Origin of the sequence: Burkholderia territorii (assembly GCF_902833055.1) — a bacterium.
GTDB classification, from domain to species: Bacteria; Pseudomonadota; Gammaproteobacteria; order Burkholderiales; family Burkholderiaceae; genus Burkholderia; species Burkholderia territorii.
Window position 1 is genome coordinate 834685 of sequence record NZ_CADFEJ010000001.1, and the last position, 24762, is coordinate 859446.

Below are 24762 nucleotides of genomic sequence, written 5' to 3' on the forward strand. Positions count from 1 at the left end.
GCAGCGCGCCGAAGTCAGTCGGCTGCCGGATTCGTTTCGCGACCGGCAAAGCCGTGGACGAAGCCGCCAGCGACGACGCAAAGCCCGATCGCTTCTCCGCCGGACGGGCGCACCGGTCCGGTAGCTGTTCATCGGCACCTCAACATAACGAACAGTTATGCAATTCGCGAAAAAAGGTCATTTTTCATAACTTTCCGGCTTGGTTAAAGTCTCGTCATCCACTTCGCGAAATACCTATCAGGAGACGCCCGATGGATTCCCCCACGATCCTCACGCCGCGCGACTGGCCGTCGCATCCCGCGTATGTCCACCCCGAGTACCGTTCGTCGGTGAAGCGCGGCCCGACGCGCCCGATGATCCCGTTGAAGGAAAAGCTGCGCGACCAGTTCGCACCCGTCTACGGCACCGAGGATCTCGGCGCGCTCGACCACGACCTGACGAAGAACGCCGTGAAGAACGGCGAGCCGCTCGGCGAGCGCATCGTCGTCACCGGCCGCGTGCTCGACGAAGGCGGCAAGCCCGTGCGCAACACGCTCGTCGAGGTTTGGCAGGCGAATGCGGCCGGCCGCTACGTGCACAAGGTCGACCAGCACGACGCGCCGCTCGATCCGAACTTCCTCGGCGCGGGCCGCTGCCTGACCGACGCCGAAGGCCGCTACCGCTTCCTGACGATCAAGCCCGGCGCCTATCCGTGGGGCAACCATCCGAACGCGTGGCGCCCGAACCATATCCACTTCTCGCTGTTCGGCGACTACTTCGGCTCGCGCCTCGTCACGCAGATGTACTTCCCCGGCGACCCGCTGCTCGCGTACGACCCGATCTTCCAGGGCACGCCGGAAGCGGCGCGCGATCGCCTGATCTCGCGCTTCTCGATGGATATCACCGAAGAAGGCTATGCGCTCGGCTACGAATTCGACATCGTGCTGCGCGGCCGCGACGCTACCCCGATGGAGCGCTGAACCATGACGACGCTGAAGCAAACCCCTTCGCAAACGGTCGGCCCGTACTTCGCTTACGGCCTGTGCCCGCAGCAATACGACTACGATCTGAAGAGCCTGTTCACGCCGACGATCGCCACGCCGGAGGCCGAAGGCGAGCACGTGCTGCTGGTCGGGCAGGTGTTCGACGGCGATGGCAACGTCGTCAGCGACGCGGTGCTCGAATTCACGCAGGTGGACGCGGCGGGCCGCTTTCCCGCCTCGCGTGACGACATCGCGAAGTCCGGCTTCACGGGCTTTGCGCGCGTCGGCACGGGCACCGATGCACAGCACCGCTTCGTCGTACCGACGGTGAAGCCGGGCCGCATCGCCACCGACGAGGCACCGCACATCAACGTGACCGTGATGATGCGCGGGATCCTGACCCACGCGTTCACGCGCGTGTATTTCGACGACGAAGCGGCCGCGAATGCAGCCGATCCGGTGCTGAACCTGGTGCCGGCCGAACGCCGCGCGACGCTCGTCGCGAAACGCGACGCCCAACCGGGCCGGCCCGTCGTGTACCGCTTCGACATCCGCATGCAGGGGCCGGACGAGACCGTGTTCTTCGACGTGTGACGCGCGGGCCGGCGCCGGCCGGCTGCTCGCACCGAACCGCCGCGTGGCGCGATACCGACAGGCATCGCGTCGCGCGGCGGTTTTCGTTTTCGCGCGCCAACATTCGATGCCGTACCGCAACACGTCCGTTCCGAATCGCGGACGCCCGTCGCTGGCTGCTTCGGACCCCGAAATCGAACGTGCGATTGAAACGCATGCTGCGCGTGCACATGAATGGTCGGGGCGGCGTGATATCGTTCGCGCGTTATGCGGCGTATGCTTTGCTATCCTCACCCAACCGACGATATTGAATCGGAACAAGCAACAATTCCACGACTCGATGCGCAGACACTGCCCCGCTGGCTGTCGCGCATTTTTTCTGACCGAGTGCCTTTAAGCGCGTCTGACCGAAATCTGGCAGGCGCGTTTTTTTCGTCCGCGATCGGCACATCGCACCGCGTCCGCCGCCATGTCGGTTCCGACTAGCGGCGCGCTTCCAGGTACCGGCTCGGCGTTTCCCCGAGAATGCGGCGAAACGCCGACGTGAATGCGCTCGCGCTCGCATATCCGAGATCGAGCGCGACACGCGTCACCGGCTGACCGTCGCTCAGCCGTGTAATCGCCGCCAGCATGCAGACCTGCTGACGCCACGCGGCGAAACTCACGCCGGTCTGCGCACGGAACAGCCGCGTAAACGTGCGGCGGCTCACGCCCGCATCGGTCGCCACCCGGTCGAGATCGGCCGCGATCGACGGCGACGCGAACAGATGCCGGCAGATCTTCGCGAGGCGCGCATCGGTGGGCAGCGGCGCGTGCAGCGACAGCCGCGGCATCGTCGCGATTTCCGCGATCAGCAGCGCCATCAGCTTGCCTGCCCGGCCGTCGACGTCGTACATCGCCGGCAGGTCGATCGCCTCGTCGATCAGTTGTCGCAAAAGCGGCGATACGCCGTATACGCCGCACTGGTCCGGCAGTCCGGCGGCCCGCGCCGTGTCTTCGGACACGAATGCGTTGAGCATCGTGACCGGCCCGGTCGTCGTCATTTCGTGCAGCACGCCGGCCGGCACCCAGCACGCGCGCTGCGGCGGCACCAGCCAGCGGCCGTGCGGCGTCGACACGCTGATCGTGCCGCGCGACGCGATCGCGAACTGCCCGCGCCCGTGCGCATGCGCGGGAACCGTCGTGCCCGCCGCATAGTCGGTGGCCGTCGCCACGACGCTCCGCGGAATATGTTCGTAGGGATCCAGCAGCGTATTTCTCAAGGCCCGAATTCCATCATGAATGCACGATATCGAAGGCGGGTCATCTTCGATCGCTCTACGACCCGCTCCATGCTGCGCGACCGGACGGCCGCACGACCCGACGGCCGAATCTGCCGAATCGGCCGGATAGCGACTTCATCGAAGCGGAAATCTCCAATACGTTTCATCTCGCGAAGCGCATATCGACACGGATTTCAACGGCGATATCGCGGGCCGCGATCCGGGTCGGCACGCGTCACCGCAGCATGAACGACATGGCCGACAGGCTGTTCAGCGTGCGCACCACATACTCCACCGACGGTCCGTCGAAGCGCAGCGTCACCGCATCGACCCGCTCCAGCGACGGCAGCACGCAGAACAGATCGGCGAGCGCGGACGTCTGCACGCGCAGCGTGCAAGCGGCCGGCGCGGGCCGATGCGCACCGGCGCGCCAGCCGGCCGACAGCGCGTGCGCGACCGTTTCGCGTGCGGCGGTCGCGATGCGCGCGCAGGAGGCTGCCGGCGTGAGCGTGTCGCCGCTCGATGCGCCGCCGGCCGTCTTGACCGTCTCGAAACGCGCGTCCGGAAACAGCGGCCGGGTTTCCTCGGCGAACACGTCGTCGCCCGACGCCAGCGCGACGTGCGCGCCGTATTCGCGCGCCAGCGCGCCGTACAGCCCGGCTTCGCCGAGCTCGACGCCGTTCAGCCACACCTGCGTGAACGCGAAGTTGTTGATGGTGTGCGCAAGCACGCCGCGGGTCTGCGATTTCGCGTGAAAGCCGATCATGAACACGAGGTCGGGCTGCTGTTCGAGGCCCGCCATCATCCCCAGCGCGCGCGGCTTGCCGAGCACGACGCGCGCACGCGCATCGAGCCCGTCGGGCAGCAGATTGCGGAAGCCGCCATGTGAATCGTTGACCCAGACGGCCTGCGCGCCGCCGGCGAATGCGCCTTCGATCGCCGCGTTCGCCTCGGCGGTCATCCAGCGGCGCGCGCGTTCGTATTCCGGGTTACCGGCACGCGTCTGCTCGATGGCAAACACGCCGGCGACACCCTCGATATCGGTGGAAATCAGGATCTTCATGAATGGATCGGATGTCCTGCGTTGTCTTCGTTGAATAACCGATCGAGATCGGGCACCGCGTCGCGCAGCGATTGCCGTACGTGGCCGTCGCGCCCGGTCACGGTCACGGCCTGCAGTAGCGCGTCGGCGATCGCGTGCTCGACGCTTTCGGCCGCGGCCATGAACAACGGATCGAGCGCCGCATCGGCCACGAGCGCCGGCAGCGCGACGGTCGATGCGTCGTGCGCGATCGTGTACGCGGTGGAAAACGCGAGTGCGATGTCGCCGCTGCCGTGCCCGTAGACCGAACCGGTGCGGGCGAGCCCCGCGCCCGCGCGGCGCGCGAGCCGCGACAATTGCCGCGCGTCGAGCGGCGCATCGGTCGCCAGCAGCAGGATGATCGAGCCCTGCTCGGGCATCGCCTGCGCGTGCGCGTCGGCACGCCGCTGCGTGACGATGCGCCCGAGCGGCACGCCGCCGAGCGTCAGCATCGGCAGTCGGCCGAAGTTCGCGAGCACCAGCGCGCCGACCGTGTACGGCCTGCCGGCCGCGACAGCCACGCGCGAGGCCGAGCCGATCCCGCCTTTCAGGTCGAAACACGACATCCCGCGCCCGGCACCCACCGCGCCGCGTGCGAAGTCTCGCGCCGCGGTATTGCAGGCTTCGTCGTAATGCGCTGCCGTCACCGCGAACGCCTGGATATCGTTCAGATAGCCGTCGTTGCATTCGAACACGAGCGGGTTGACGGTCGGCCAGTCGCGGCCCACCTGCGGATTGGTCGCGATCGCCGCGCGGATCTGCGCGTGCGCGACCGCGCCGACGCCGAACGTGTTGGTCAGCGCGATCGGCGTGTCGAGCATGCCGAGCTCATCGACCTGCACGAGTCCGACGCTCTTGCCGAAGCCGTTGATGACGGCCGCGCCGGCCGGCACCTTGCTGCGGTAAAGGTCGCCCGGATGCGGCTTGACGACGGTGACGCCCGTCTGCACGTCGCCGGCATCGAGCGTCGCATGGCCGACGCTCACGCCCGGCACATCGGCGATCGTGCCGCGCGGGCCGGCCGGCAGCGTCGTGCCCCACATCGGAACCGCGCGCATCAGCGCCGCTCCAGCTTCGGGTCGAGCGCGTCGCGCAGCCCGTCGCCGAGCAGGTTGAACGCGAGCACCGTCAGGAAGATCGCGAGGCTCGGGAAGATCGCGACGTGCGGCGCGGTCACCATGTCCGCGCGCGCCTCGTTGAGCATCGCGCCCCACTCCGGGGTCGGCGGCTGCGCGCCGAGCCCGAGGAACGACAGGCTCGCGGCCGTGATGATCGACGTGCCGATCCGCATCGTGAAGTAGACGACGACCGACGACACGGTGCCGGGCAGGATGTGCCGCATGATGATCGTCCAGTCCGACGCGCCGATGCTGCGCGCGGCTTCCACGTAGGTCATGTGCTTGAGCATCAGCGTGTTGCCGCGCACGAGCCGCGCGAACGCCGGAATGCTGAAGATCGCGACCGCGCAGATCACGTTGACCATCCCGTTGCCGAGGATCGCGACCACGCCGATCGCGAGCAGGATCCCCGGGAATGCGAACAGCACGTCGGCCACGCGCATCGTGATGCGGTCCCACCAGCCCTCGTAGTAGCCGGCAAGCAGTCCGAAGAATGTGCCGACGAGCGCGCCGAGCGCGACGGAGAAGAAACCGGCGGCGAGCGAGATGCGCGTGCCGGTGACGATCCGGCTGAAGATGTCGCGGCCGAGCGAGTCGACGCCGAACCAGTGCACGGCCGACGGCCCTGCGTTCAGCGCGTCGTAGTCGAAATAGTTCTCCGGATCGAACGGCACGATGTGCGGGCCGACGAATGCGAGCACGACGAGTGCCAGCACGAAACCGCCCGCGACCAGCGCGACGGTTTGCTTGCGGAACTTGCGCCAGAATTCGCGCCACGGCGTGCGGATCGCGCTCGATGCGGCCGACGCCGCGGGCTGGACAGTCGCGTTCATGCTCGCCTCACTCTCACTTGAACCGGATGGTCGGGTTGATGACCGCGTACAGCACGTCGACGGTCAGGTTGATCAGGATGAACTCGAGCGAGAACAGCAGCACGATCGCCTGGATCACCGGGTAGTCGCGCATCGTCACCGCGTCGACCAGCAAGCGCCCGAGCCCCGGCCAGTTGAACACGGCCTCGACGACGATCGAGCCGCCGAGCAGGAATCCGAACTGCAGGCCCATCATCGTGACGACCGGGATCATCGCGTTGCGCAGGCAATGCTTGAGCACGACCATCGGCTCGTGCACGCCCTTCGCGCGCGCGGTGCGCACGTAGTCCTCGTTGAGCACCTCGACGAACGACGCGCGCGTGAAGCGCGCCATCACGGCCGCGACCGCCGCACCGAGCGTCAGCGACGGCAGCACGTAGCTCTTCCACGTGCCGTCGGGCACGACGGGCAGCCAGCCGAGCTTCACCGAGAAGATCTCCATCAGCAGCATGCCGAGCGCGAACGCGGGAAACGAAATGCCCGACACCGCGATCGTCATCCCGACGCGATCGGGCCAGCGGTTGCGCCATACGGCCGACGCGATGCCGATCGCCATCCCGAACAGCGTTGCCCAGACCATGCTGACGAGCGTCAGCAGCAGCGTCGGCATGAAGCGCTCGCCGATCTCGGTCGACACCGGCCGCTTGCTGCGCGTCGACGTGCCGAAATCGCCGTGCGCGATCTTCACGAAGAAGTTCGCGAACTGCGCCGGCAGCGGCTGGTCGAGGCCAAGATCGGCGCGCACGAGCGCGACCGTCGCGTCGTCGGCTTCGGGCCCGGCCGCGAGCCGCGCGGGGTCTCCCGGCAGCAGGTGCACGAACAGGAACACCAGCACCGCGACGATCGCGAGCGTGGGCAGCAGCCCGAACAGGCGTTTGACGAGAAAATTCAGCATGGGGCACCGATCGAATCAGCGCGCCGGCAGCTTGCGCCGCCGGCGCCGCACAGCGGGCGAATCGCCGTCATTTCACCGAGATTTCGTCGAAGTTGAACGAACCGTCCGGCATCACGTACATGCCGTGCAGGCGCTTGCTGCGCGCATAGACGATCTTCTCCTGCACCAGGAAGATCCACGGCGCGTCGGCCCATACCTGCTTCTGCGCATCGGCATACAAGGCGGCCTTCTTCGCCTGGTCGGTCGTCTCGAGCGCCTTCGCGAGATCGTCGTCGACGGCGCCGTTCTTGTAGTACGCGGTGTTGTAGAGCTTCGGCGGCGCCGACGTCGACGCGAGCAGCGGCGACAGCGCCCAGTTCGCCTCGCCCGTCGAGGCCGACCAGCCGCTGTAGTACATCCGCACCGGTGCCGTCGCCGGATCCTGCGCGCTCTCGACCTTCGCGACCCGCTCGCCGGCCTCGAGTGCCTGCACCTGCACCTTCACGCCGACCTGCGCGAGCTGCTGCTGGACGAACTGGATCAGCTTCTGCGCCGTCGAATGGTTGTACGCGGACCAGAGCGTCGACTCGAACCCGTTCGGATAACCGGCCTCCTTCAGCAGCGCGCGCGCCTTCGCCGGATCGTACGGCCAGGGCCCGAGCTTGGTCGCGTATTCGACGCCCACCGGCGCGACACCGGTTTGCGGCGTTGCGTAGCCGGCGAACACGACCTTCGCGAGCGCTTCCTTGTTGACCGCGTAATTCAGCGCTTCACGCACCTTCGGGTTGTCGAACGGCTTCTTCTGCGTGTTCAGCGAGATGTAGCGCTGGATGATCGACGGCCGCTCGATCAGCTCGACCTTCGGGTTGCTCTTCAGGTCGGCTGCCTGCTCGAACGGGATCGTGAACGCGAAATCGGCCTCGCCCGTCTTGAGCAGCGCGGCGCGCGTGTTGTTGTCGACCACCGGCTTCCAGTCGATCGAATCGACCTTCGGGTAGCCCTTCTTCCAGTAGCCGGCGAACTTCTTCACCTTCATGTCGTCGGTCTGCTTCCATTCGACGAACTCGAACGGGCCCGTGCCGACCGGATGCAGCGACACGTCGCGCCCCCACTTCTTCAGCGCGGCCGGCGAAATCATCACCGCCGACGGGTGCGCAAGCGTGTTGATGAACGCGGAGAACGGCTCGCGCAACGTGAAGCGCACCGTCATCGGATCGACCACCTCGGTCTTCTCGATCACGCGGAACAGCCCGTAACGCTTCAGCTTGTTCGCCGGATCGGTCACGCGGTCGAAGTTCGCCTTCACCGCGTCGGCGTTGAAGTCGGTGCCGTCGTGGAACTTCACGCCCGGGCGCAGCTTGACCGTGTAGACCTTCGCATCGGGCGACGCCTGGTAGCTCGTCGCGAGCACGTTGACGAGCTTCATGTCCTTGTCGAAACCGAACAGCCCTTCGTAGAACGACTTGACGACGGCTTGCGACACCGTGTCGTTCGCGTCGTACGGGTCCATCGTCGTGAACGTCGAGTACACGGCGACCACGACGTTCTGTTGCGCGAACGCGGGCACGGCGACCGTCAGCGCGAGCGCGCCTGCCCCCGCGGCGAACAACGCGCGCGGACGGAACATCGGGAACGAATGCGGCTTGTTCATGTTGTCTGGCTCCTGTGGATGATTCGGTAACGCGTGGTGGAAATCGCGGCGTGACTGCATCCGCTCGGGAAAATGACGCCGTTGCCTGGCACGTGCGCAGCTTCGGTCCATGTGCGCCTCGCCGTGCATCAATACGCGCCGCCGACGCGATGCGTCGCGACGTAATGATCGGGGCCGACCGCGACGAGCGGCGCGACGAGCGGCTCGTCGCCGACCGCGCGTATCGGGCTCGGAATCTCGTCCGCCGCGAGCTGGCGCGGCGCATGCCGGCGCGCGGGGTCGGCCACCGGCACCGCGCTCATCAGCTTCTTCGTGTACGGATGCCGCGGTGCCTCGAACACCGCGCGGCGCGGACCGATCTCGACGATCTGCCCCAGATACATCACCGCGACCCGATGGCTGATGCGCTCGACGACGGCCATGTCGTGCGAGATGAACAGATACGCGACGCCCAGCTCGCGCTGCAGGTCGAGCATCAGGTTCACGATCTGCGCCTGCACGGATACGTCGAGCGCGGACACCGACTCGTCGGCGATCACGACCTTCGGATTCAGCGCGAGCGCGCGTGCGATGGCGATGCGCTGACGCTGGCCGCCCGAGAATTCGTGCGGGTAGCGGCGCGCGGCCTCCGGCGGCAGGCCGACCTTGTCGAGCAGCCAGTCGACGCGCGCCTGGGCTTCGCGGCCGCTCGCGACGCCATGCACGAGCAACGGCTCCATGATCGAGAAACCGACCGTGAGGCGCGGGTTCAGCGACGCGAACGGATCCTGGAAGATGAACTGGATGTTGCGGCGCAGTGCCTGCAGGTCATGGCCCTTCATCGCGCTGATGTCGCAGCCGTCGAATTCGATCGAACCGCTCTGCGATTCGACGAGGCGCAGCAGCGAGCGGCCGGTGGTCGACTTGCCGCAGCCGGATTCGCCGACGAGCGCGAGCGTCTCGCCCGCGCGCAGCTCGAAGCTCACGCGCTCGACCGCGTGCACGTATTGCGACACGCGGCCGAACACGCCGCTCTTCACCGGAAACCGCGTGACGAGATCGCGCACGCGCAGGATCGGCGGCGCGGCCGGATCGACGTGCGGCTGCGCGGCGGCGGGCCCCGCGGCCGCGTTGCCCGCATCGCTCGCCGCGGGCGCCGGTGCGGCCGCGCTTGCGCCGTCCACCTTCAGCAGCGGAAATTTTTCGGGATGGTCGGTGCCCTGCATCGAGCCGAGGCGCGGCACGGCCGCGAGCAGCGCACGCGTGTAGCGGTGCGCGGGCGTCGCGAAAATGCGCTCGGATTCGCCCTCCTCGACCTTCTCGCCGCGATACATTACGAGCACGCGATCGGCCACTTCGGCGACCACGCCCATGTCGTGCGTGATGAAGATCACGCCCATGTTCATTTCGTCCTGCAGCCCGCGGATCAGTTGCAGGATCTGCGCCTGGATCGTCACGTCGAGCGCGGTCGTCGGCTCGTCGGCGATCAGGAGCGCGGGCCGGCACGACAGCGCCATCGCGATCATCACGCGCTGCCGCATCCCGCCGGACAACTGGTGCGGATACCGCGCGAACACGCGGCGCGCCTCGGGAATGCGAACGAGATCGAGCAGCCGCAACGCTTCCGCGCGCGCGTCGGCCGTGCTTTTCGACTGGTGCAGCGCGATCGCCTCGCTGATCTGGTCGCCGACCGTAAACACCGGGTTCAGCGACGTCATCGGCTCCTGGAAGATCATCGCGATGTCCGCGCCGCGGATCCCGCGCATCGTCGCCGCGCTCGCCTGCGCGAGATCGACGAGCGCGCCGCCGCGACGCCGCAACGCGATCCGGCCGCTCGTGATCTCGCCGCCGCCATGCTCGACGAGCCGCATCAGCGCGAGCGACGTGACCGACTTGCCGGACCCCGACTCGCCGACAATCGCGAGCGTCTCGCCGCGATCGACGTGAAACGACACGTTGCGCACCGCCTCGAACGTCGCGTTTTCGCGGCGAAACATGACCGACAGGTCGTCGACGGCGACGACGCGCTGTTCCGGCAGCACCAGCGCGGACGGGGTTCGGCTCGAAGTCATGCGAAGGTCTCCTCGTACGATCCGGAATCAGGCGGCATCGTCGCGATAGATGCCGACCACGGGCGTCTCGCCCACGCGTGCGTAACCGCGATACATCCCTTCCGTGTTGAACGGCATCGCGACGTTGCCGTGCGCGTCGACCGCGACGATCCCGCCGCGCCCGGCCAGGCGCGACAGCTTGTTCATCACCGCGTCGTGCGCGGCATCGGCAAGCGACGCGCCGCGGTAGGCCATCTGCGCGGCCACGTCATGCGCGGTCGCGAGCCGGATGAACATCTCGCCGGTGCCCGTCGCCGATACCGCGCAGGTCGCGTCGTCCGCGTAGCAGCCGGCACCGATGATCGGCGAATCGCCGACGCGGCCGGGCTGCTTGTTCGTGATGCCGCCGGTCGAGGTCGCCGCCGCGATATGGCCGTGCACGTCGCACGCGACCGCGCCGACCGTGCCGTGCTTGCGGTCGGGATCGAGCGGCTCGGCCGGCTGCCCGGCGCCGAACGCGAAGCTCGCGGCATCGTGATCGAGCATCGTCCCGGCCGCCGCGCGCGCCTTCACCCACTGCGCATGACGCGCTTCGGTGTCGAAGTAGCCGGGCTCGGCGAGTTCGAGGCCCTGGGCGGCCGCGAACGCGTCGGCACCCGCGCCCGCCAGCAGCACGTGCTCGCTCGCCTCCATCACGCGCCGCGCGGCGAGCACCGGATTGCGCACGCGGGTCGCGCAGCAGATCGCGCCGGCCGCGAGCGTCGTGCCGTCCATCACCGCCGCGTCGAGTTCGTGCCTGCCTTCGGCCGTGTAGACGGCGCCGCGCCCGGCGTTGAACAGCGGACAGTCCTCGAGCAGCCGCACCGCGACGGTAACGGCGTCGAGTGCGCTGCCGCCATCGGCGAGCACCTGTTGCGCGGCCTGCAGGATCGCGGTGAGTTCGGCGCGGTACTGGCGTTCGGTGTCGGTGTCCATCGCATCGCGCAGGATCGTGCCTGCACCGCCATGAATCGCGACGATCGCGGTTGAGGTCATGATTTTTTCGAACCGGTGGGAGAAGGGTTGGCGGCGGGCACCGCCGCTTGCGGGTGGACCAGCCACGGCAACAGGAATTCGGTCATTTCGGCGGCGGACTTCGCGGAGCGATGCGTGCGCAGCGCGACCGCGTCGATCAGCGCCTCGATCATCGTCAGCACGGCCGCCTCCGACGTGGCCGCGAAACGCCGTTCCGCCTTGACGTACAGATTCAGCGACGCGATCGGTGCAAGCGGCGAACCGGGCCCGTCGGAGATGCCGAGCACACGCGCGCCGCGCGCGGCCGCGCGGCGGGCCAGTTCGATCGTGTCCTTGACGTAGCGCGGAAACGCGAGCGCGATCACGAGATCGCGCGAGTCGGCCGTGTACAGGCGCCGCGCCGCATGCGACGGGCCGCCGAGCAGCGCGAGCGACTGTACGTTGTCGTGACACACCGACAGTCCGTGTTCCATCAGCCCGGTCAGAAACGCGCTCGAACCGGCGCCGAGGATCAGCACGCGCCGCGCGCCGACGATCGCCTCGACGGCCGCCTCGACATCGGCCGCATCCAGCTGTGCACGCGTGTTCTCGATGTTCGCGACGGCCTGGTCGAACACGGCGTCGATCCATGCGGCGCCGCGCACGCCCTGCTCGTGCTCCTGTTCCTGCTCCTGCGCGGAACGCAGCCGCTCGACCGGCCCGAGCGTCGCCTCGAAGCCGCGCACGAGCGCCGCGCGCATCGCCGGATAGCCGTCGAAGCCGAGCGCCTTCGCGAAGCGGTTCGCGGTCGCGATCGACGCATTCACGGCCTGCGCGAGCTCGTCGATCCGCATCGTCGCCGCGCGGAACGGATTCGCGAGCACGAATTCGCCCATCCGGCGATGGATCGGCGTCATCCGCGGCATCGCCGCGGCGATGCGCTCCGCAATCGCGGATTCGTCGTGACTGGCTTCGTGCGGCAGGAGAGGCGTCATGCGAAAGGTTTTGCAAGGTGGATGAAAATCAATTTACACAATCTGCCGGAAGGAAAAAAATAAATTTTCATCAGGGTTGTCACGCCCTCCACCGGCCCGCCTGATGCAGTCGATCGCGTCGGGGACCCAATCCACAGACTTATCGGGAATACCCCAAGGATGTTCATTCGAATGCAAATTGGCGTTGACCGGATTCGAATTCGAACATACGATGCTCGAAAATGATCAGTCGTCAGATAACATTGAGTTTCAATGGCAGCTGAATGTTCGACCGAAAGCCGTCATTCCGGTAAGAATCACGCGAATCGACCGTCCTTCAAGATCGGACATCGTACAAACGTGACCGCATAAGCCGACCCAACCGGGCGGCTTGCATGGCTCAGGAGACAGCAGTGAAAACAGTCAAGGCTTTGCGCTGGTGGATCATCGTGCTGGTTTGTCTCGGCACGATCCTCAACTACCTCGCGCGAAATTCCCTCGCGGTGCTCGCACCGGAACTGAAGCACGTGTTCACGATCTCGACGCAGCAGTACTCGTATATCGTCGGGGCGTTCCAGATCGGCTATACGATCATGCAGCCGGTCTGCGGGTTCATCGTCGACCTGATCGGCCTGCGGCTCGGGTTCGCGCTGTTCGCGATGCTGTGGTCGGTGGTCGGCGTCGCGCACGGCTTCGCGTCGGGCTGGCTGTCGCTCGGCATCCTGCGCGGCCTGCTCGGCCTGTTCGAGGCCGCCGCGATTCCGTCGGGGATGAAGGCCGTCGCCGAATGGTTTCCCGATCGGGAGAAATCCGTCGCGGTCGGCTACTTCAACGCGGGCACGTCGCTCGGCGCCGCGATCGCGCCGCCGCTCGTCGTGTTCCTGTCGATGCGGTTCGGCTGGCAATCCGCATTCATGGTCACGGGCGCGCTCGGCTTCGCGTGGGCCGCGCTGTGGTACACGCTGTACCGGTCGCCGGCCGATCATCCGCGCATCACGTCGCGGGAGCGCACGCTGATCCGCGACGGCCAGGCCACGATGCCGGCCGTGTCGAAGCGCCGGATTCGCGACGTCATCACCGCGCGCCGCTTCTGGGCGATCGCGCTGCCGCGCTTCTTCGCGGAACCCGCGTGGCAGACCTTCAGTTTCTGGATCCCGCTGTACCTCGCGACCGAACGCCACATGCCGCTCACGCAGATCGCGATCTTCGCGTGGATGCCGTTTCTCGCGGCCGACGCCGGCGGCATCGCGGGAGGCTACCTGTCGCCGTATCTCGCCAACCGGTTCAAACTGCCGCTCGTGTGGTCGCGTGTCGCCGGCGTCGCGCTCGGCGCGGTGCTGATGCTGGGGCCGGCGATGATCGGGCTCGTGTCGTCGCCTTACACGGCCATCGGCCTGTTCTGCGTCGGCGGCTTCGCGCACCAGATGATCTCCGCGCTCGTCAACACGCTGTCGGCCGATGTGTTCGATCCCGAGGAAGTCGGCACCGCCAGCGGCTTCGCCGGCATGGCCGCGTGGATCGGCGGGCTCGGCTTCTCGCTGCTGGTCGGCGCGCTCGCCGACAAGATCGGCTACGCACCGCTGTTCGCGTGCCTCGGCCTGTTCGACATCATCGGCGTCACGCTGCTCGCGGTGCTGATCCGCGGGCAGTCGAAGCAGGAACGCCTGCTCGCGCAGCACGCCTGACCTCCGTCTTCACCAGGGAATCGCCTTCATGACCTCGCTTCTTCATCCGCCCGTGTTCCGCGTCGCCGACCGGCGGGCGAACCGTGTGCTGCTCGCATCCGACGCGGGCGCGACCCTCGAGATCTTCGTGCTCGAGGACGACATCGTGCGCGTGCGCGTGCTCCCGGACGCGACGCCGCGCACCCCGCGCACGTGGACGATCGCACCGGGCCTCGACGACGTACCGCTCGAAGGACGCGACCGCCTCGACCTGAGCGGCTTCACGCTGCCGGCCTACGACTTCGTCGAAGACGACGGCGGCGTGCGCGTCGAAACCGCGCAGGTTCGCCTCGCGGTAAGCCGGCAAGGCGGCCATTGCACGTGGTCGATGCGCGGTGCCGACGACACATGGCGCGTCGTGCTCGCCGACCGCGCGACGCAGGCGTACAACTTCGGCTGGTGGGACGATCGCGCGTATCACTATGTCGCGCGCGAGCGCGGCGACAAGGTGTTCGGGCTCGGCGAACGCGCGGGCGAGCTCGACCGCACCGGCGCGCGCTTCGAGATGCGCAACATCGACGCGATGGGGTACAGCGCGAAGCACACGGACCCGCTCTACAAGCACATTCCGTTCTACGTCACGTGGTCGCCGGACACATGCCGGGGCTTCGGGCTGTTCTATGACACGCTGTCGGATTGCGCGTTCGACATGGGCCGCGAACTCGACAACTACCACGGGCTGTACCGCTACTTCGTCGCCGAGCACGGCGATCTCGACTACTACTTCATCGCGTCGCCCGACACGCCGCTCGCGGCCGCGCGGCGCTTCACGTGGCTCACCGGGCGCCCGGCGCGCACGCCGAAATGGGGGCTCGGCTATTCGGGCTCGACGATGAGCTACACCGACGCGCCGGACGCGCAGCGGCAGATGAACCAGTTCGTCGAGCAGTGCGACGCGCACGACATCCTGTGCGATTCGTTCCACCTGTCGTCGGGCTATACGTCGATCGGCGCGAAGCGCTACGTGTTCAACTGGAACCGCGACAAGTTTCCCGACGCGAAAGGATTCGTGAAGCACTACCGCGACCACGGTATCCGCCTCTGCGCGAACATCAAGCCGTGCCTGCTGCGCGACCACCCGGCGTTCGACGACGCGGCGCGGCGCGGGCTGCTGATCCGCTCGGCATCGGGCGAGCCGGCCTGGGTGCAGTTCTGGGACGAGGTCGGCGCGTATCTCGACTTCACGCAACCGGATGCGTATCGCTGGTGGCAAGAGCAGGTCACCTCGGCGCTGCTCGATTATGGAATCGAGTCGACGTGGAACGACAACAACGAATACGAGATCTGGTCGCCCGATGCGATCGCGCACGGCTTCGGCCAGCCGTTTCCCGCACGCGAGGCGAAGGTGCTGCAGACGATGCTGATGATGCGCGCGTCGCGCGACGCACAGCGCGCGCATGCACCTGCGCAGCGGCCGTTCCTCGTGTCGCGCTCGGGCGGCGCCGGCATGCAGCGTTACGTGCAGACCTGGTCCGGCGACAACTACACGTCGTGGGAAACGCTGCGCTACAACCTCAGGATGGGCCTGGGGCTCGCGTTGTCGGGCGTGTCGAACATCGGTCACGACATCGGCGGCTTCTCCGGCCCCGCACCGTCACCCGAGCTGCTGCTGCGCTGGGTGCAGTTCGGCATCTTCATGCCGCGCTTCAGCATTCATTCGTGGAATGACGACGGCACCGTCAACGAGCCGTGGATGTATCCGGAGATCACCGCGCAAATTGCGTCGCTGATCAAGCAGCGCTACCGGCTGCTGCCTTACCTCTATCACCTGCTGTGGCTGTCGACCACGCGCTACGAGCCCGTGCTGCGGCCGACCTTCGGCGACTTCCCCGGCGACCCGCGCTGCTACGACGAATGCGACGACATGATGCTCGGCGACGCGCTGCTGGTCGCGCCGGTCGTCGAGGCGGGCCGCACGGAGCGCACGGTGTATCTGCCGCGCGGTGCACGCTGGATGTGCTGCACGAGCGCGCAGTCGTTCGACGGCGGCGCCAGCGTAACGCTGCCCGCGCCGCTCGACACGCCGGTGATGCTGTTGCGCGAAGGCCGCGTGCTGCCGCTTAACGTCGCCGAGCAACGGTTCGGCGCACGCGCGGACACGCGCGGCTTCCTCGTCGCGCCGCGTATCGAGGACGGCGTGGCGTACGGCGAGTGCGTCGAGGACGACGGCGAAACGGAAGCGTGGCGCGACGGCGAATACGGACTGTGGCGCATCGAGACCGGGCGCGCGGCGTCGGGCGAACTCGGTGTATCGGTCCGCTGGGACGGCCGCATGAACCGCCCTGCCGAACGGATCGAGATCCTGCTGCCGGCGTCGCTGCAAGGCACCGTTGCCGTGCGCGGTGCGCGCGTCGAACACGATGTGCGCGACGGTGCGTGGCGCCGCATCGTCGTGGCACTCGACGACTGATCGCGCAAGCGCGCGAAAACGCCGAACCGTCGGATCGGGCGGGCCGCGCACACGGCCCGCCCTGCCCCAAAGAGGAGGCCGATCAGCCTCCCGCCCCTTGAAGAGACCTGGAGATCGTCAATGAAGGCATCGCATCACTACTCTGCAATCCTGATTTTATCGGCCGCGTCGTTCGGCGCTTCCACCGCCCATGCGCAAAGCAGCGTGACGCTGTACGGCGTGGTCGACGATTCGATCGCGTACGTCAACAACCAGCAAGGTCACTCGAACGTGTACATGCGCGACGGCAACCTGTATGCGTCGAAGTTCGGGCTGCGCGGCGACGAGGATCTCGGCAGCGGCACGCACGCGATCTTCGACCTGCAATCCGGCTTCAACCTGAACACCGGCGCGCAAGCCGCCGCCGGCACGATCTTCAACCGCCAGGCGTTCGTCGGGCTGCGCAACGATCATTACGGCACGGTGACGGCCGGCCGCCAGTACACGCCGTATTTCCTGCTGGTCGGCCCATACGCATCGAGCAGCTGGCTGACCGGCGCGACAGGCGCGCATCCGGGCGACATCGACGGGCTCGACACGACGATCCGCGTCAACAATTCGGTTACCTATACGTCGCCGACGTTCTCCGGGCTGACCGCCAGTGCGATGTACGCATTCGGCGGCATCGCGGGCGCGACCGGCAAGGGCAACACGTTCAGCGCCGCACTGCGCTATGCGAACGGGCCGGTCGGCATCGCGGCCGGCTACCTGCGCATCAACAGCTCGGGCTCGTCGGCGGGCTTCCTGAATCCGGCGACCGCGGCGTCGGGCAGCTTCGCGGTGTCCGTGCTGAACCAGGGATACCTGACCGCAAAGGCCGTCGAGCAGGTCGCGGCCGCCGGCAACTACACGCTCGGCAACCTGACGATGGGTCTGAACTACTCGAACGTGAAGTATCTGCCCGGCAACGGCTCCGCGTTCACGGACACGGCCGTGTTCAACACCTACGGCGCGCTCGCCGCGTACCGCTTCACGCCGACCTTCTCGGTGGCCGGCGCGTTCGCATACACGCTCGCGTCGAAGGCAAACGGCGTATCGGACGCAGCCCGCTATCAGCAGTATTCGCTGAAGGAGTCGTACAGCCTGTCGAAGCGCACGACGCTCTATGCATTGCAGGCGTACACGCATTCGAGTGGACGGACGCTCGGCGCGCTGGGTGCCGGCCATATCGTCGACGCGGCGCCGATCGTCGGCGATTCGCAACAGCTCACGCCGTCGACGACGCACGGCCAGTTCGTCGGCATGGCCGGCATCGCCGTGACGTTCTGAACCCGCACGGCGGCGCATCGCCCGCCTGAGCCCCGGACGATCGGGCATCGTCCGGGGCCGGTTTGCGTTCGACGTGCCCCTCCTCTCGCATGCCGCACGCAGCGTGCGGGTTTTCGCGATCGTCGCAATACCTTACAATTCGTCAGGTTTATCCCTGCTGCATATCCCTTCTTGCAGTCCTGACACCGCGGTACACTCGACGCACGCCGTATCAGGGTCCGACGCGCGACACGCGCGCCGGGCGGCGTCGCGCCTCGTTGCGCCCACAACTGGATGCCAGCCATGCCAGATTCCCGTTCCTCGCCTCGCACGACATTCAAGCCGCAAGTCGTGTTGCCCGCGCTTGCGGTCATCGGTGCACTGCTCGTCGTGTGCGCACTGCACCCGAACGAAGCCGGCGCGCTCTTCTCCTCCGGCCAGCAATGGGTCGTCGCGCGCTTCGACTGGTTCTACGTGCTCGCCGTCACCACGTTCCTCGTGTTTCTCGTGCTGATCGCCGCGAGCGACTTCGGCAACATCCGGCTCGGCCCCGACGACGCCGAGCCCGAGTTCAGCTTCCTGTCGTGGACGGCCATGCTGTTCGCGGCAGGCATGGGCATCGGTCTCATGTACTTCGGCGTCGGCGAACCGATGCAGCACTTCCTGAAGCCGCCGACCGTCGACCCCGGCACGCCTGCCGCCGCACGCGAGGCGATGCTGATGACCTTCTTCCACTGGGGCTTTCATGCGTGGGCGATCTACGGGCTGATGGGTCTCGTGCTCGCATACTTCGGATTCCGCTACAACCTGCCGCTGACGCTGCGCTCCGGCCTGTATCCGGTGCTGCGCGAGCGCGTGAACGGCTGGATCGGCCACGCGGTGGACGCGTTCGCGCTGGTCGGCACGGTCGCGGGCATCGCGACGACGCTCGGCTACGGCGTGATGCAGTTGAGCGCCGGCCTGCATACGGTCGCCGGCTGGGATACGAGCGGCAACGCGTTCCGCATCGGGCTCGTCGTGATCGTCGTGATCCTGGCCGGCGCATCGGCCGCGAGCGGTCTCGACAAGGGCGTGCGGCGGCTGTCCGAACTGAACCTGCTGCTGGCGTTCCTGTTGCTCGCGTTCGTGGTCGTCGCGGGCCCGACGTCGTTCCTGCTGCGCGCGCTCGGCGACAACATCGGCCAGTACCTGTCGAATCTCGTCGATCTGTCGTTCCGCACTTACGCATATGCGCCGCCGCGCGAGGAAGGCTGGTTCGGCGGGTGGACGATCCTCTACTGGGCATGGTGGGTATCGTGGTCGCCGTTCGTCGGCATGTTCATCGCGCGCATCTCGCGCGGCCGCACGATCCGCCAGTTCGTGATCGGCGTGTTGCTCGTGCCGACCGCATTCAATCTCGTGTGGATGACCGTGTTCGGCAACAGCGCGATCTGGCTCGACACCCACGGCGCGGCCGGCGCGCTCGCGCAAACGGCCGGCAGTGTCGATGCGTTGCTGTTCCGTTTCTTCGATTTCCTGCCGCTGTCCCAGTTGCTGTCGATCGTCGCGATCGTGCTGATCGCGGTGTTCTTCGTCACGTCCGCCGATTCCGGCGCCTTCGTGATCGATCAGATCGCGACGCGCGGCAGCGCGCATTCGCCTGTCTGGCAGCGGCTGTTCTGGGCCGCGCTGCTGGGCGTGACGGCGGCCGTGCTGCTGGTCGCGGGCGGGCTCGGCGCGCTGCAGGCGATGACGTTGATTGCAGCATTGCCGGTCGCGTTGATCATGCTCGCGCTCTGCTACGGACTGTGGCGCGGGCTCGCGGCCGATCGCGCGCACTATTCGCAGGACGTCGCGCCCGCGACGAGCTTCTGGACCGGTCAGCACTGGCGCCATCGCCTGACCCACATCCTGCGGCAGACGACCGAGGCCGACGCTCGCCAGTTCGTCGCGGAAACCGTCGAGCCGGCACTGCGCAAAGTCGCCGACGAGCTGCGCGCGGGCGGTGTCGACGCACACGTGCAACGCGACAGCGACGATGCGGTACGCCTGACCGTGCCGACCGCGGAACACCGCGATTTCGTCTACGGCGCGCGCGTGACGGCGAAATCCGCGGCTGCGTTCCTGGTGCGCGAAGCGGCCGAGCCGGAGTCCGGGCGGCCGCACGTGTACGGCATCGTCACGTTCTTCGAGGACGGCCGGCTCGGCTACGACATCGAATACCTGCGCGGCGACGAACTGATCGCCGATGTATTGCGTCAATACGAACGCTACGTGTCGCTCGCGGCCGACCAGCGTACGCACCTGCTGAGCCGAGCGCCCGGGCACGCCACGGAGGCCGAATGAGCCGGACTGCGGCGTTCGTCGTGTCGGGGCGGCGCATGGCACCCGACGGAGCCGTGCGATGAGCGGCCTCCTGAGTGATCGCACCGGCGACTTCATCGCGCTCGCAACGCTCGCGATGCTTTATCTCGGCGGCGTCGGCCTCGCGCTGTGGCGGATCCGCACCGCCGCTCCGCGCGGCAAGCTCTACTGGATCGTATGCATCGCGCTGCTGGCCGGCGGCGCGATCGCGATCGCCGCCAACCTGTCGCCGATGCCGAATAGCGGCGAGATGCCGCCCGGTTTCGCCCTCGGCGTCGAGGCGGTGCTGCTCGGGCTCGCGCTCGTGGCGGCCGGCTGTGCGTGGCTGATGTTGCGAGCGAGGCGCGACTGACACGCTGCCCTTTTGCATGGCATCGCAGCCTTGTCATGCATGAACGGCAACGCCCATGCGCGACGACGCGCTGCGGCCATTTTCCCAATGGATCATGCAGACGGCGCCCGCGCGGTGACGAGCCAGCACGCCGCATCGAAGCGCACGTTCGCGCCTTGCACGTAGCGCTCGAACGCAGCGCGAGCCGTTTCGATCACCCGCCGGCGCGTCGCGTCGTCCACTTGACGAAGCGCGAGCCCGACCGGGCCCAGTCGCGCGATGTAGTCGTCCAGTGCGGGCACCGGCAATGCGCATGCGACATCGATCGGCTCGATCGCGATATCGGCCCAGCCGCTGTCCGACAACACCAACGCGATCCGTTGCCGGTCGCCGAACGCGAATTGTCCGGGCGCGCCCGGTTGCCGCGCCGGCATCGCCGGCAGCAACGGCGCCGCGGCACGCTCGGCAGTCGTCATGAACGGATTGTCGGCGGCGCCGCGCCATGCGACGAATCGCAGTTGCGCGTTCCGGCGCGCCGCGTGCCGCAGGTTCGCGAAGGCCTGCACCGGATCGTCGAAGAACATCACGCCGAAGCGCGACACGATCAGGTCGAACCGGTCCGGCGCGAACGCATGCGTCTGCGCATCGGCATGCACGAAGTCGGCATCGACGCCCTCGCGTTCCGCGCGCGCCCGTGCCGCTGCAACCATCTGCGCCGAAATATCCAGGCCCGTACAGCGGGCATGCGCGCCGAGCCGCCGCGCAATCGCGAGCGTCACCGCGCCGGTGCCGCAGCCGACATCGAGCACACTGCTCGCGGATGCCGCCACCGCCGCATCCGCGAGCAATGCCTCGAACGGCTCGAACATCCGGTCGAGCACGCGCTGCGTGTCGACCCATGCCTGCCCCGACGGGCCGTTCCATAGCGCAGACTGCGCTTCGTTTGTCCGGCTTCCTTCCATCGTCGCCCTCCTTTCGTCCGTGTCGTTGACCGTGATCCGGACTATGCTGCTTCAAGCCGGCTTGAGGTCAAGGCCGCGAATGCGGCACGACCCGCGCGTCGTGTCGGCCGTCGCCGCACTGCCCTTCACATTTCTTACATTCACGTTCCGTATCGTTGACGGCTTTCCTACGGTGCCTCCCATGCGACGACTCCTCTCCCGCGCGCTGTTCGTGCGCTGCGCTGCGCTTGTTGCTCTCGCGGCGTTGTCCGCGTGTTCGAATCACATCGATACGCCCGCCGATCCGGCCAGCGCCGCGATCAACGTACAGGCCGCATGGGTCGAGATCGGCGATGCGAATCAGGCGATCGCGCGCGTGGTCACCAACTACAGTGCTGCGTCCGCGAGCGATCCGCTGTGTCCGCTACTGTCCGTCGACGGCAAGCAGTCGCGCATGACGCTGCGCGCCGGCGCCGCGACCGTCGCGCAACGGCCGACGGCGAGCGCCCCGGCCGACTCGAAACCGTCGAGCTTCCCGGTGTCGGTCTGCGAAGCGACGCTGCCGGGCGATGCCCGGACGGCGAGCGTCGCGGGCCGCGTGCTGCCGCTGCCGAAAGCGCAGCCGCAGCGCATCGCGATCATCGCCGACACCGGTTGCCGGATGAAGAAGGCCGACAACGCATGGCAGGCATGCAACGACGCGACGGTCTGGCCGTTCGACACGATCGCGGCGAGCGTCGCGAAGCTGTCGCCGGACCTCGTGCTGCACGTCGGCGACTATCACTACCGCGAAAACGCGTGCCCGCCGGACATCGCCGGCTGCAAGGACAGCCCGTGGGGCTACGGCTGGGATACGTGGCAGGCCGACCTGTTCCGGCCGGCCGCGCCGCTGTTCGCGAAGGCGCCGTGGGTCGTCGTGCGCGGCAACCACGAGGAATGCGCGCGGGCCGGCCAGGGCTGGTACCGCTTCCTCGATCCGCGCCCGTATTCGGCGGCTCGATCGTGCGACGATCCGGCCAACGACGACGACGCGAACTATTCGGAACCCTATGCGGTGTCGCTCGGCGGCGGCACGCAGGTGATCGTGTTCGACACCGCGAAGGTCGGACGCAATCCGCTGAAGACGACCGACGCGCAGTTCCGTATCTATCAGAAGCAGTTCCAGACGGTCGCGGTGCTTGCGTCGAAGGCCGGCATCTCGACGACGATCTTCACGAACCATCACCCGATTCTCGCGTTCGCGCCGATTGCCGGCAGCACGCCGGCGCCGGGCAACCTGGCGCTGCAGTCGGTGATGGCGAGCCTGAACGCGCAGGCGTACTACCCGCCCGGCGTCAACGTCGCGCTGCACGGGCACGTGCACGACTTCCAGGCGATCAACTTCTCGTCCGGCCATCCGGCGACGATCGTGTCCGGCAACGGCGGCGACAACCTCGACGTCGCACTGCCCGATCCGTTTCCCGCCGGCCTGACACCTGCGCCGGGGGCCGTGATCGAACGGCTGTCGCACAACAACAGCTTCGGTTTCCTGATCATGGAACGACGCGCGGCGCCCGCGACGGGCTGGGTATTCCATGCGTATTCGGCGGCCGGCAAGCTGCTCGCGTCGTGCGACCAGTCGGGCAACACGCTCGCATGCGACAAGACGGGGTTCATCGCGCCGTGACCGACGAAGTTCGATTGCAGGAAGATATGGCGGATTCGATCAGACGCCGGCGACGGACGGCCGGATCGCGGAGGCGGACGGTTTCGTCGGCGACCGCCGCCGGGCCGCTGACTTCCCCTTCGGTTGTGGTCGGTGTCGTTGGCGGCGTCGTTGGCGTTGGCGTTGGCGTTGGCGTTGGCGTTGGCGTTGGCGTTGGCGTTGGCGTTGGCGTTGGCGTTGGCGTTGGCGTTGGCGTTGGCGTTGGCGTTGGCGGTGGCGTTGGCGGTGGCGGTGGCGGCGGCGGTGGCGGCATCGGCGGCCGGGCGGTACGCGTACTTGCCGCCGCCCTGCTCGGCGGCGCGGCGCTCGCGGGCCATGCCGCGCCGTCGGAGACGATCCTGCTTCCCGGTGCGCCGCCGTCGCGCGTCGTCGGCACGATCGGCAACGGGACGCCGCAGGTGACCGGCAAGGTCGACGCGGCGGCCTCCCGTTTCGCGCCCGACCCGACACTCGTCGCGCTGGGCCGCCGGATCTTCTTCGATCCGCGGCTGTCCGAGCCGCGCGGCATGTCGTGCGCGGGCTGCCACGATCCGGGGCGCGCGTTCGCGCCGACATTGTCGGCCGCTTCGCTCACAGGGCCGGGCGTGCCGGAAGGCAGCCGCCATGGACGCTTCAGCCAGCGCAACGCGCCGTCGCTGCTGTACGTGCGCTACGTGCCGCGCCGCCACTTCTACCAGGACGACGACGCTCCCGCGCCGTCGCCGTTCGGCGGCCTCTTCAGCGACGGCCGCGCGGACACGCTCGCCGAACAAATCCGCGGGCCGTTGTTCGATCCGAACGAGATGAATAACCGCACGCCGGCTGCGTTGCTGCGCAAGGTCAACGGCACCGAACTGTCGGACACCCTCGCCGCGCGCTTCGGCGCATCGGTGCGGCGCGACCCCGAGCAGCTCGTGCGCGCGCTGGGCTCGGCCGTCGAGGCCTATCTGCAGAGCGACGACATGGCGCCGTTCACGTCGCGCTTCGACGCGTACCTGCGCACGCGCAAGCCGCTCGCGCCGGCCGAGATGCGCGGCCTGGCGCTGTTCCGCAATCCCGACAAGGGCAACTGCATGAGTTGCCATACGCTGTCGGAGACGTCGAGCCGGCCGGAGCGCTCGCTCTTCACCGATTTCGGCTACGACGCGATCGGCGTGCCGCGCAACCGCGCACTGCCCGCGAACCGCGATCCGCGCCATTTCGACAACGGTCTGTGCGAGACGGCCGCGCGGCTGCGATGGCCCGAGCCGACGCAATGGTGCGGCTACCTGCGCACGCCGGGGCTGCGCAACGTCGCGGTCAAGCAGACGTTCATGCACAACGGCGTGTTCACGACGCTGCGCGACGCGGTCGCGTTCTACAACACACGCTCGACCGACCCGGGTTTTTGGTATCACGGCGCCGGGACGTTCGACGACGTGCCGGCCGCGTATCGCGGCAACATCAACGTCAATTCGACGCCGATGAACCGCCGGCCGGGCACGCCGCCCGCGCTGACCGACGCGGAAATCGACGACATCGTCGCGTTCCTCGGCACGCTGACCGACGCGCGCTACGCGAATCTGGTCCCGCCTGCCCCGCCTGCCGCCCGGGTTGCCGGGGCGCCGGCTGCCCGCACACCTGCGCCGGTGCGCTGAACCCTGGCCGAATGG

General features: G+C 67.7%; 19 protein-coding genes. 9 read left to right on the plus strand and 10 right to left on the minus strand.

Annotation, left to right across the window (positions count from 1 at the left end; all coding sequences use genetic code 11):
* Positions 1 to 251 precede the first annotated feature (251 nt).
* Together pcaH and pcaG are read left to right on the plus strand one after the other, a co-directional pair.
* Complete coding sequence (gene pcaH, locus HW466_RS03655) at positions 252 to 959, plus strand: protocatechuate 3,4-dioxygenase subunit beta (protein ID WP_059450554.1); 708 nt, start codon at positions 252 to 254, stop codon at positions 957 to 959.
* A gap of 3 nt (positions 960 to 962) precedes the next feature.
* Complete coding sequence (gene pcaG / locus HW466_RS03660; RefSeq protein ID WP_151006355.1) at positions 963 to 1556, plus strand: protocatechuate 3,4-dioxygenase subunit alpha; 594 nt, start codon at positions 963 to 965, stop codon at positions 1554 to 1556.
* Positions 1557 to 2017: 461 nt separating this feature from the next.
* On the opposite strand, the gene HW466_RS03665 is transcribed toward pcaG, so the two are convergent.
* The 9 genes from HW466_RS03665 to HW466_RS03705 all read right to left on the minus strand — a co-directional run bounded on the left by HW466_RS03665 (position 2018) and on the right by HW466_RS03705 (position 12411).
* On the minus strand, positions 2018 to 2797 hold the full coding sequence (locus HW466_RS03665; RefSeq protein ID WP_059450556.1) for an AraC family transcriptional regulator: 780 nt from the start codon (positions 2795 to 2797) through the stop codon (positions 2018 to 2020).
* 235 nt (positions 2798 to 3032) lie between these two features.
* The gene (locus HW466_RS03670) at positions 3033 to 3860 is read right to left on the minus strand and encodes a M55 family metallopeptidase (protein WP_174905410.1); all 828 of its coding nucleotides are present in this window, start codon (positions 3858 to 3860) and stop codon (positions 3033 to 3035) included.
* Positions 3857 to 4936: a DmpA family aminopeptidase gene (locus HW466_RS03675; RefSeq protein WP_059799000.1), complete on the minus strand. Its 1080-nt coding sequence runs from the start codon at positions 4934 to 4936 to the stop codon at positions 3857 to 3859. Before HW466_RS03675 ends, HW466_RS03670 begins: the two co-directional genes overlap by 4 nt.
* Positions 4936 to 5829 carry a glutathione ABC transporter permease GsiD gene (gene gsiD / locus HW466_RS03680; protein ID WP_059450559.1) on the minus strand — a complete coding sequence of 298 codons (894 nt, stop codon included), beginning with the start codon at positions 5827 to 5829 and terminating at the stop codon, positions 4936 to 4938. Before gsiD ends, HW466_RS03675 begins: the two co-directional genes overlap by 1 nt.
* Before the next feature lie 13 nt (positions 5830 to 5842).
* A complete protein-coding gene (gene gsiC / locus HW466_RS03685; RefSeq protein ID WP_151006168.1) occupies positions 5843 to 6763 on the minus strand; it encodes a glutathione ABC transporter permease GsiC in 921 nt (306 codons plus the stop codon).
* A 67-nt stretch (positions 6764 to 6830) separates the two neighbouring features.
* The gene (gene gsiB / locus HW466_RS03690; protein ID WP_059450561.1) at positions 6831 to 8393 is read right to left on the minus strand and encodes a glutathione ABC transporter substrate-binding protein GsiB; all 1563 of its coding nucleotides are present in this window, start codon (positions 8391 to 8393) and stop codon (positions 6831 to 6833) included.
* 128 nt (positions 8394 to 8521) lie between these two features.
* The gene (locus HW466_RS03695) at positions 8522 to 10444 is read right to left on the minus strand and encodes a dipeptide ABC transporter ATP-binding protein (protein WP_174905411.1); all 1923 of its coding nucleotides are present in this window, start codon (positions 10442 to 10444) and stop codon (positions 8522 to 8524) included.
* A 27-nt stretch (positions 10445 to 10471) separates the two neighbouring features.
* Positions 10472 to 11458, minus strand: coding sequence for an isoaspartyl peptidase/L-asparaginase family protein (locus tag HW466_RS03700; RefSeq protein WP_174905412.1), 987 nt, complete (start codon positions 11456 to 11458; stop codon positions 10472 to 10474).
* Entirely contained in the window at positions 11455 to 12411 is a 957-nt protein-coding gene (locus HW466_RS03705) for a MurR/RpiR family transcriptional regulator (protein ID WP_059540931.1), read from the minus strand. Before HW466_RS03705 ends, HW466_RS03700 begins: the two co-directional genes overlap by 4 nt.
* Before the next feature lie 392 nt (positions 12412 to 12803).
* Here HW466_RS03705 and HW466_RS03710 point away from each other — a divergent pair, with 392 nt between their 5' ends.
* From HW466_RS03710 to HW466_RS03730, 5 genes are all read left to right on the plus strand, one after another.
* On the plus strand, positions 12804 to 14075 hold the full coding sequence (locus HW466_RS03710) for an MFS transporter (RefSeq protein ID WP_059450565.1): 1272 nt from the start codon (positions 12804 to 12806) through the stop codon (positions 14073 to 14075).
* A 28-nt stretch (positions 14076 to 14103) separates the two neighbouring features.
* Complete coding sequence (locus tag HW466_RS03715; protein WP_151004289.1) at positions 14104 to 16524, plus strand: glycoside hydrolase family 31 protein; 2421 nt, start codon at positions 14104 to 14106, stop codon at positions 16522 to 16524.
* A 120-nt stretch (positions 16525 to 16644) separates the two neighbouring features.
* The gene (locus tag HW466_RS03720; RefSeq protein WP_060346426.1) at positions 16645 to 17832 is read left to right on the plus strand and encodes a porin; all 1188 of its coding nucleotides are present in this window, start codon (positions 16645 to 16647) and stop codon (positions 17830 to 17832) included.
* A 282-nt stretch (positions 17833 to 18114) separates the two neighbouring features.
* Positions 18115 to 20136, plus strand: coding sequence for a BCCT family transporter (locus HW466_RS03725; protein WP_059450568.1), 2022 nt, complete (start codon positions 18115 to 18117; stop codon positions 20134 to 20136).
* Positions 20137 to 20194: 58 nt separating this feature from the next.
* Entirely contained in the window at positions 20195 to 20506 is a 312-nt protein-coding gene (locus HW466_RS03730; protein WP_059450569.1) for a hypothetical protein, read from the plus strand.
* A 92-nt stretch (positions 20507 to 20598) separates the two neighbouring features.
* Here HW466_RS03730 and HW466_RS03735 read toward each other — a convergent pair whose 3' ends face one another.
* Positions 20599 to 21447 carry a class I SAM-dependent methyltransferase gene (locus HW466_RS03735; protein WP_151004291.1) on the minus strand — a complete coding sequence of 283 codons (849 nt, stop codon included), beginning with the start codon at positions 21445 to 21447 and terminating at the stop codon, positions 20599 to 20601.
* A gap of 181 nt (positions 21448 to 21628) precedes the next feature.
* On the opposite strand from HW466_RS03735, the gene HW466_RS03740 reads away from it, so the two are divergent.
* Together HW466_RS03740 and HW466_RS03745 are read left to right on the plus strand one after the other, a co-directional pair.
* Complete coding sequence (locus HW466_RS03740) at positions 21629 to 23092, plus strand: metallophosphoesterase family protein (protein ID WP_151004294.1); 1464 nt, start codon at positions 21629 to 21631, stop codon at positions 23090 to 23092.
* A gap of 326 nt (positions 23093 to 23418) precedes the next feature.
* Positions 23419 to 24747, plus strand: a complete 1329-nt coding sequence (locus HW466_RS03745; RefSeq protein WP_239005886.1) for a cytochrome-c peroxidase — start codon at positions 23419 to 23421, stop codon at positions 24745 to 24747.
* Positions 24748 to 24762 lie beyond the last annotated feature (15 nt).